At 75.3% G+C, this 7,901-nt stretch carries 8 protein-coding genes; 5 read left to right on the forward strand and 3 right to left on the reverse strand.

Translation table 11 applies throughout. The annotated features are described in order from the left end of the window. Positions 1–253: 253 nt before the first annotated feature. A complete protein-coding gene (locus tag ACFXGA_RS31295; protein WP_378094140.1) occupies positions 254–1,495 on the reverse strand; it encodes a cytochrome P450 in 1,242 nt (413 codons plus the stop codon). A gap of 519 nt (positions 1,496–2,014) precedes the next feature. Here ACFXGA_RS31295 and ACFXGA_RS31300 point away from each other — a divergent pair. From ACFXGA_RS31300 to surE, 5 genes are all read left to right on the forward strand, one after another. Beyond that, positions 2,015–3,061 (forward strand): LLM class flavin-dependent oxidoreductase, encoded by a 1,047-nt coding sequence (locus tag ACFXGA_RS31300; protein WP_378094154.1) that lies wholly within the window; start codon positions 2,015–2,017, stop codon positions 3,059–3,061. Positions 3,062–3,136: 75 nt separating this feature from the next. Then, positions 3,137–3,769: an RNA polymerase sigma factor gene (locus ACFXGA_RS31305; protein WP_378094142.1), complete on the forward strand. Its 633-nt coding sequence runs from the start codon at positions 3,137–3,139 to the stop codon at positions 3,767–3,769. Next, the gene (locus ACFXGA_RS31310) at positions 3,762–4,985 is read left to right on the forward strand and encodes a hypothetical protein (protein ID WP_378094144.1); all 1,224 of its coding nucleotides are present in this window, start codon (positions 3,762–3,764) and stop codon (positions 4,983–4,985) included. Before ACFXGA_RS31305 ends, ACFXGA_RS31310 begins: the two co-directional genes overlap by 8 nt. A 41-nt stretch (positions 4,986–5,026) precedes the next feature. Then, positions 5,027–5,950, forward strand: a complete 924-nt coding sequence (locus tag ACFXGA_RS31315) for a PfkB family carbohydrate kinase (protein WP_378094146.1) — start codon at positions 5,027–5,029, stop codon at positions 5,948–5,950. Further along, on the forward strand, positions 5,947–6,690 hold the full coding sequence (gene surE / locus ACFXGA_RS31320; protein ID WP_378094148.1) for a 5'/3'-nucleotidase SurE: 744 nt from the start codon (positions 5,947–5,949) through the stop codon (positions 6,688–6,690). The genes ACFXGA_RS31315 and surE overlap by 4 nt, the downstream gene beginning before the upstream one ends. A 39-nt stretch (positions 6,691–6,729) precedes the next feature. Here surE and ACFXGA_RS31325 read toward each other — a convergent pair whose 3' ends face one another. Next, the gene (locus ACFXGA_RS31325; protein ID WP_378094150.1) at positions 6,730–6,867 is read right to left on the reverse strand and encodes a hypothetical protein; all 138 of its coding nucleotides are present in this window, start codon (positions 6,865–6,867) and stop codon (positions 6,730–6,732) included. A 261-nt stretch (positions 6,868–7,128) separates the two neighbouring features. Beyond that, positions 7,129–7,901: substrate-binding domain-containing protein (locus tag ACFXGA_RS31330; protein ID WP_378094152.1), on the reverse strand; the 773-nt coding region annotated here is incomplete at its 5' end.

A 7,901-nucleotide genomic window follows, 5' to 3' on the forward strand; every position in this document is an offset into this window, starting at 1 on the left:
CACACACCCCCCCCCCCCCCCCCTCACACCCCCCGCCCCGGGGGCTCGCCCTCCCCCCCGCGCGGGGGGGGGGGGCCGGGGGCCGGCCCCCCCGCCACGCGGATGTCAGAGGCCGATGTTCGCCCGGTGAATCAGCAGCCCGACAGACGAGCGGCCCGACGACCGCCCGCACCGGGGCGGCACCGCAACGGGCGACGGGCAGGTCGGTGGGCGCGGACAGGTCGGCGCGGCGGCCGGAGGGCCGTGTGCGCCCTCACCCCTCCAAGAGCACGGTCGCGGCCGCGAACGAGTTGGGCACGACCTTGTCCCCGCGCTCCAACTCCCCCGCCTCCACCGCCAACCGCGCCTTGGGCGCGCGGACCCGCAGCGCCATCAACGCCGCCCGCGCCTCGATCCGCGCCAGGTGGTGCCCCAGGCAGAAGTGCACGCCGTGCCCGAACGCCGCGTGCCCCAGCGCCGCGTTGCCGCCCACCGGAGTCCGCGTCGGGTCGAACCGGTCCGCCGTCGGGCCGTGCACCTGCGGGTCGCGCCCGGCCGTCCCGAGGCCGATCATCACCACCGACCCCTCGGGGATGCCCCCGCCGGGCACCTCGATGTCGGCGGTCGCGCGGTAGTGCGGCGTGACCCGCACCGGCGGGTCCCACCGGGCCGCCTCCTCGATCGCGGCGCCGACCGTGTCCTCGTCCAGCGCCTCCCACGCGCCGGGCGTCGAGAGCAGCGCCACGGTCGCGTTGCCGATCAACCCGGTGGTCGTCTCGTGGCCCGCGACCACGAGCAGGATCGCGGTGGTCAGCAACTCCTCCGGCGTCAGCCGCTCGCCGTCGACCTGGGCCTGCACCAGGCCGCTGAGCAACGCGTCGTCCGGCTGGTCGCGCTTGTACTCGATGAGCCCGGCCAGGTAGCCGAACATCGCGTCCGACGCGGGCACCACCAGCTCCGGCCGTTCGGTCATCATCGCCGCGGTCCAGTGGTGCAGCTGCTCCCGGTCCTCGACCGGCACGCCGAGCAGGTCGCAGATCACCGCCAGCGGCAGCGGGAACGCCAGGCCCCCGATCAGGTCGGCGTCGTCCGGCAGGCCCGCGACCAGCTCGTGGGCGGCCCGCTCGACCGCCGGGCGCAGGGAGTTGATGCGGCGCGGCGTGAACGCCTGCGACACCAGCGCGCGCAGCCTGCGGTGGTCCGGCGGGTCGGTGTTCAGCATGGACGGCCCGATGATGCGCGACAGGTCGGTCGGCCTGCCCTTGCGGGCCAGCTGGTCCTGCATCGCGGCGCGCAGGCCGGCCGCGTCCTTCGCCAGCCGGTCGTCGGCCAGCAGGGCGCGGGTGGCCTCCAGGCCCATCGTGGTCACCAGGACCTCGAGGCCGTTGGGCAGCTCGGCGGGGTGGACGGGTCCGAGGCGGGCCAGCGCGTCCTCGTGGGCGTGGTGTTGCCAGCCGCGCAGCGGGCCGCCGACGAGGGCCTGTCGGTCCGGGGCGAACTCCGCGGTCAGCTGCACGTCGTCTCCTTGATGCGATGGGGGTTGTGCGGCGTCCACTTTCGTGCGAGCCCCACACGTCGCGCATCCACCGCGTTCCGTATTCCGGGTGACGGCGTACGGAGATCGGTGGACATGATCCACCCATCCCGAATACGGAGGAGGATACGGATGGTGGTTGATGCGGAGTCCCGCACGAACGCGCGACCCTGGCGGGGTTCGGCACCCCGACGGCCGAACCCCGCCGGGCGGGTCAGGCGGGTCGGCCGCCGCCCGGCGTCCCAGGGGGGACGGGAAGAGGGCCGCACCCCGCGCGGCCCTCTTCCAGAGCCACACCCCTTGTTCGCGGCCGGACCTGCCGCCTCCACCACGACGCGGTCGTCCGCGAGCGTCCCGGACGCCCCACGGCTCGGTCTCCACTCCGACTGGACGCCCGGCGGCTCGATCCGCGACCGCGATCCCGCCGGACGCGCGGTCGCTCAGTCCGCCGCCGCGATCCGAACCATCGACCCGTAGGTTGTCGACGTGTCGTCAAGAGGAATGCAGCTCGGCGTCTACAGCTTCGGCGACCGCCACGCCGACCCCGTCACGGGCGAGCAGGTGTCCGTCGCGGACAAGCTCGCGCAGACGCTGGAGCGGATCAGGCTGGCCGACGAGCTGGGGCTGGGCTTCTACGGCCTGGGTGAGCACCACCTCGCCGACTACGCGATCTCCAACCCCGGCACGGTGCTGGCCGCCGCCGCGAGCGTCACGTCGCGGATCACCCTGAGCAGCGCGGTGACCGTGCTCAGCACCGAGGACCCGGTGCGGGTGTACCAGCAGTTCACCACGCTCGACCAGCTCAGCCGGGGTCGGGCGGAGCTGCTGGCCGGACGCGGGTCGTTCACCGAGTCGTTCCCGCTGTTCGGGGCGAGCCTGGAGGACTACGACGAGCTGTTCGAGGAGAAGCTCGCCCTGCTGCTCCGCCTGGACCGCGAGCACCCGATCACGTGGTCCGGGCGGTTCCGCGCGCCGCTGCGGGACGCGCACGTCCACCCCCGCCCCTACGGTCCGCACCTGCGGATCTCGGTCGGGACCGGCGGCAACCCCGAGTCGTCCATCCGGGCCGGCCTGCTCGGCCTGCCCGTGGTGTACGCGGTGATCGGCGGCGAGCCCGAGCGCTTCGCGCCGCTGGTGGACGTGTACCGGCAGGCCGGCGAGGCGGGCGGCCGGGCAGCCGCGGACCTGCACGTCACCATGAGCGCCATCGGCCTGATCGCCCGCCGGTCCCAGGACGCCAAGGACGCGTTCTACCCGTACTGGCTGGAGACGATGAAGTACGGCGCGCGGGCGCGCGGCTGGCCGGTGCCGTCGCGCGCCGAGTACGACGAGTGGACCCGCGGCGCGCGGTCGATCTTCGCGGGCAGCCCGGAGGAGGTCGCGGAGCGGCTGATCTCGGTCGGCCGCCTGGTGGGCGCCGACCGGTACGCGATGCAGATGGACTGGTCCGGCGTGCCGCACCGCCTGGTCATGGAGGCGATCGAACTGCTCGGCACCGAGGTCCTGCCGTTGGTGGACCAGGAACTCGGCAGGCCCGCCGGCGACTGAACCCGCCACACCCGGTGTGACCCACGGCACGCGCGACACCGGCAGCACTTGCCGCAGCCCGTCCTCATACAGTGCATGACGGAAGCTTCAGCGGACTCGATCGGGGTGCTGGCGTTGACCGACGCGCCCGGGGTCGGGCCGCCCCCCGAGTCGGACGCCGACCTGTGGCAGGCCATCGCGGGCGACGGGCCGCGGGCGCACGCCGCGTTCACCGAGCTGTTCCAGCGCCACGCCGAGGCGGTGTGGAACTACGCCTACCGGCTCACCGCGTCCTGGGCCCAGGCCGACGACCTGCTCTCCACCGCGTTCCTCGCCGCCTGGCGCACCCGCGGCCGGGCCGTGCTGACCCGCGACTCCGCCCGGCCGTGGCTGTTCACCGTCACGGCGCGGCTGGCCCGCGACGAGCGGCGGGCGGGCGCGCGGCTGACCGCGTTGGCGCAGCGGCTGTCCCGCACGACCCCCGAACGCGACCACGCCGACGCGGTCGCCGAGGGCGACCTGGCCGAACGCCGGCTGCGCCGGGTGCTGGCCGCCGTCGACCGCCTGCCCCGCGCCGAGCGCGAGGTCGTGCGGCTGTGCCTGCTCGGCGAGGTCTCCACGGCCGACGCCGCGCGGCTGCTCGGCATCGCCGAGGCCAGCGTCCGCGCCAGGACGTCCCGGGCCCGCGCCCGCCTTCGCGGGCTGATCGAGGAGGAATCCGATGACTGACCTGGACCTGCCGCCGACCAGCCCGCTGCCCGACGGCGTGCGGGCCGTCGCGCTCACCCGGCTGCGCGCGGGCTTCGACGCGCCCCCGCCGCGCCACCTCCCGCTCAAGGTCGCCGCCGTCGCGGTGGCCGTGGTCGCGGCGGCGGCCCTGGCCGTGCGGTTCACCGCCCCCGGCGACCAGGCCGCGACCGCGTCGAGCACCACGGCGATCCCCGAACTGCGCCACCACGACGCCCACGTCTTCTACGACGTGCGCGAGGGTTCCGCGCCGGACGGCATGGCGCGGCGCTGCCAGGCCCGCTCCGCCGCCCTGCCGCCGCCGGAGCGGTGGACGGCGATCGCCACGGCGTCGCAGCGCCGGGTGGACCTCGCCGCGTTCGAGACGACCGCGGGGATCGTGTTCTGCGAGACCACCCCGATGTCGGTCACCGTGTCGTCGCCGCAGGCCGACCCCGGCGCCCTCGCCGTCGCGTTCACCACCACCACCGGGTCGATGGCGGGGTTCACCGGCGCCGACCCCCGGCCGCTCCTGCTCTCCGCGCGGACCGGCGACCAGGGTGAACGGGTGATCGTGGCCCGGTCGGGCCGGGTGTTCCTGATGCCGAACGGGTTCCTCTCGGACGGCGTGGTGGCCCGGCCCGAGGTCTCCTCCTCCGACGAGCTGGTGCAGGGGTTCGAGCTGACCACGCCGCCGCCCGCCGCCACCGCGGTCGACCGGCCCGTCACCCCCGAGGACCGCACCGGGCCGGAGGGGCGCAGGCTGGGCGAGTGCCTCGCGGACCAGCCGCGGCCCGTGCCGGACGCCGACGCCTGGCGGGCGGGTCGGGCGGTCGCCCTGACCCCGGCCGAGTCCGTGCAGCTCGGCCACTACGGCGACCTGCTCCTGCTGTGCCGGCAGGACCGGACGGTCGTGGTGTACGACCTCGCCCGACCCGACGCGCCGCAGTGGGCCGGGATGCTCGTGTCCGGCGGGACCCTGCGCGGCGCGCGGGTGTTCTACGACTTCGGCCACGACGGGTCGAACACCGAGGCCCTGATCGCGGAGGTCACCGACCCGCGGGTGGCGAGCGTGACCCTGGTCCGCCCCGGTCTGCCGGACACCACCGCCGTGCCCGTGGCCGGTTCGGTGGTCGTGCCGGGCCTCGGCGACGGGGCGCGGTTCGTGGTGCGGGACGCCGCCGGGACCGTTCTGGAGGAGATCACGCCCGGCTCCTGACCGCGGGGTTCGATCACGACACCACGGGGTAAGTGTCCGTTATGTCCGGACGAGTAGCGGTGTTCGCCCCTTCCCCCGAGTTGACCGTCACGGTCGAAGAGCTGGACGGCACGCCCGACATCCACATCCACGCCGGAGGGCAGGGGGTGTGGATGTCGCGCATGATCGAGTCGTTGGGCGCCGAGGTGGTGCTGTGCGCGGCGCTGGGCGGTGAGACCGGGCAGGTGCTGCGGCACCTGATCGGGGTCGAGCTGAAGGCCCGCGACGTCGCCGCCCGCAACGGCGGTTACGTCCACGACCGGCGCGACGGCGGGCGCGACCAGGTGGTCCGGATGCCCGCCGACCCGCTGTCCCGGCACGAGCTGGACGACCTGTACGAGATGACGCTGGTCGAGGCGCTCGACGCGGGCGTCGCCGTGCTCAGCGGACCCGCGGCGGAGGACACCCCGGTGCCCGACTCCGTCTACGAACGGCTCGCCACCGACCTCGGCGGCAACGGCTGCCGCGTGGTGGTCGACCTGTCCGGCGCGCGGCTGGCCGCCGCGCTCGCGGGCGGCCCCGAGGTGGTGAAGGTCAGCCACGAGGAGCTGCTGGCGGACGGGTTCGCCGCGTCCGACGCGCTGCCCGACCTGGTCGACGGCTGCCGCAAGCTGGCCGAGTCCGGCGCGGCCGGCGCGATCGTGGTGTCGCGGGCCGCCGAGGAGACGCTGGCGTGGCTCGACGGGAAGCTGTACCTGGTGGAGGTGCCGGAGCTGAGCCCGGTCGACACGCGCGGCGGCGGCGACTCGATGACCGCCGGGCTGGCCGCCGGGCTCGCCCTGGGCAAGTCCCTGGAGGACTCCCTGAAGCTGGGCGCGGCGGCGGGCGCGGTCAACGTGACCCGGCACGGCCTCGGCACCGGCAGCGGTGACGTGGTGCGGGAACTGGTCGAGCGGGTGCGGCTGCGGCCGTGGGAGGACTCATGAGGGCGCTCATCACCAACGACGACGGCATCGACTCACCGGGGCTGCTCGCCCTGGCGCGCGGCGCGGTGGCGCACGGCTGGACGACCGTCGTCGCCGCGCCCGCGCGCGAGTCGAGCGGCACGAGCGCCGGGCTCACCGCCGCCGAGGACGACCGGCGCGTCCAGGTGGCGCGGCGCGAGCTGCCGGGGCTGCCCGACGTGCCCGCCTACGCGGTCGCCGCGCACCCCGGCTTCATCGCCCTGGTCGCGTCGCAGGGCGCGTTCGGCGACCCGCCGGACGTGGTGCTCTCGGGCGTGAACCGCGGCGCGAACGTCGGCCGCGCCGTGCTGCACTCCGGCACCGTCGGCGCGGCGCTGACCGCCGCCATCAACGGAGCCCGCGCCATGGCGGTGTCGCTTGACGTGGGGCTCGACCTCGACGTGCCGCACCACTGGGACACCGCCGTCGCGGTCGCCGCCGGGCTGTTCGACCGGCTCGCCGCCCTGCCGGTGGGCTCGGTGCTCAACGTGAACGTGCCCAACCGGCCGGAGGCCGGCGCGCCGCGGCGGGCGGGCCTGGCCGAGTTCGGCGCGGTCCGGACCAGGATCAAGGACAGTGACGACGGCTCCATCACCCTCGCCGCCGTGGTGGTCGAGGACGAGTTGGCGCCGGGCACCGACGCGGCCCTGCTCGCCGAAGGGCGGGCGACGGTCACGCCGCTGCGCTCCGTCGCCGAGGACCCCGACCTGGACGTCCGGTGACGCGCACCCGGTGACGTCGGGGTCCGGTCGCACCCGGGCCTAGTCGTCCTCCCCGCGCTCCGCCGCCGGTTCGGCCTGCTCGCCGTCGGCCCGGCCCAGCGCGTCCGCCGCGCCGGTGACCAGGTCCGGACCGCCCCACTCGCGGCCCTCGGCCTGGCCCGGCCTGTGCTTGCCCATGGTGTGACCTCCCTCGATCCCCGGACAGATACCCACGAGGTCGGCGCTTCACACCCCGAATGCCACGTTCCTCACCCCAAGTGGGGCAGCCCACGTGACGGAGCGTGATCGCCCGGTGGGATCAGCCGCCGGTCGAACCCGGCCGAGCGACACACCGGTCGGCGGACCGGACCTTTTCCGGGGTCGCGCCCCGGTTCAGCGACCCACCGGTCAGCCACACACCCGGCTCGGCGGCACCTCCGGCGGCGGAGGGCACCCGGTTCAGCGGCGCACCCGGCGGCTCGACTCGCGCACCACCAGCTCCGGCGCGAACAGCACGTGCTGGTGCCGGTGCTCGGCCGGCGTCATCGTCTCGGCGATCACCAGCTCCGCCGCGGTGCGGCCGATCTGCTGGCGCGGCTGGCGCACCGACGTCAGCGGCACCGCCGCCGCGGCGGCGAAGTCGATGTCGTCGTAGCCGACGATGGCGATGTCCTCCGGCACCCGCACCCCCGCCCGCACCAACACCTGCAGCAGGCCCAGCGCGAGCAGGTCGTTGGCGCAGAACACCGCGTCCGGCCTGGTGGAGCGGGCCAGGAGCTGTTCGGCGGCGCGCTGCCCGGACGCCACGTTCAGCGACGGGACCTTCAGCTCCTCCAGCACGCCCGCGTCCCGGCCCGACTTGCGCACCGCGTCCACCGCGCCCTCGTGCCGCTGGCGCGCCTGGTGGACGTGCTGCGGCCCGTTGAGCATCACGATCCGCTCGTAGCCCTCGGCGAGCAGGTGGGTGACCGCCAGCTCGCCGCCCGCCCGGTCGTCCACCGCGACCGAGCACAGGTCCGGGTCGCTGGTCGGGTGGTCGAGCAGCACCACGGACATGCCGCGCTCGCGCAGCCGGCGCACGGCGGCCAGGTCGGTGTCCACCGGGGTGATCAGCACGCCGTGCACGCGCTGCTCGGCGAGCAGTTCGACGTGCCGCGCCTCCCGCTGCGTGGACCCGTCGCTGTTGCACAGGATCACCGCATGCCCGGCGTCGCTCGCGGTGTCCTCGACCC

This window comes from Actinosynnema sp. NPDC059335 (assembly GCF_042752395.1).
In the GTDB taxonomy this organism is placed as follows: domain Bacteria; phylum Actinomycetota; class Actinomycetes; order Mycobacteriales; family Pseudonocardiaceae; genus Actinosynnema.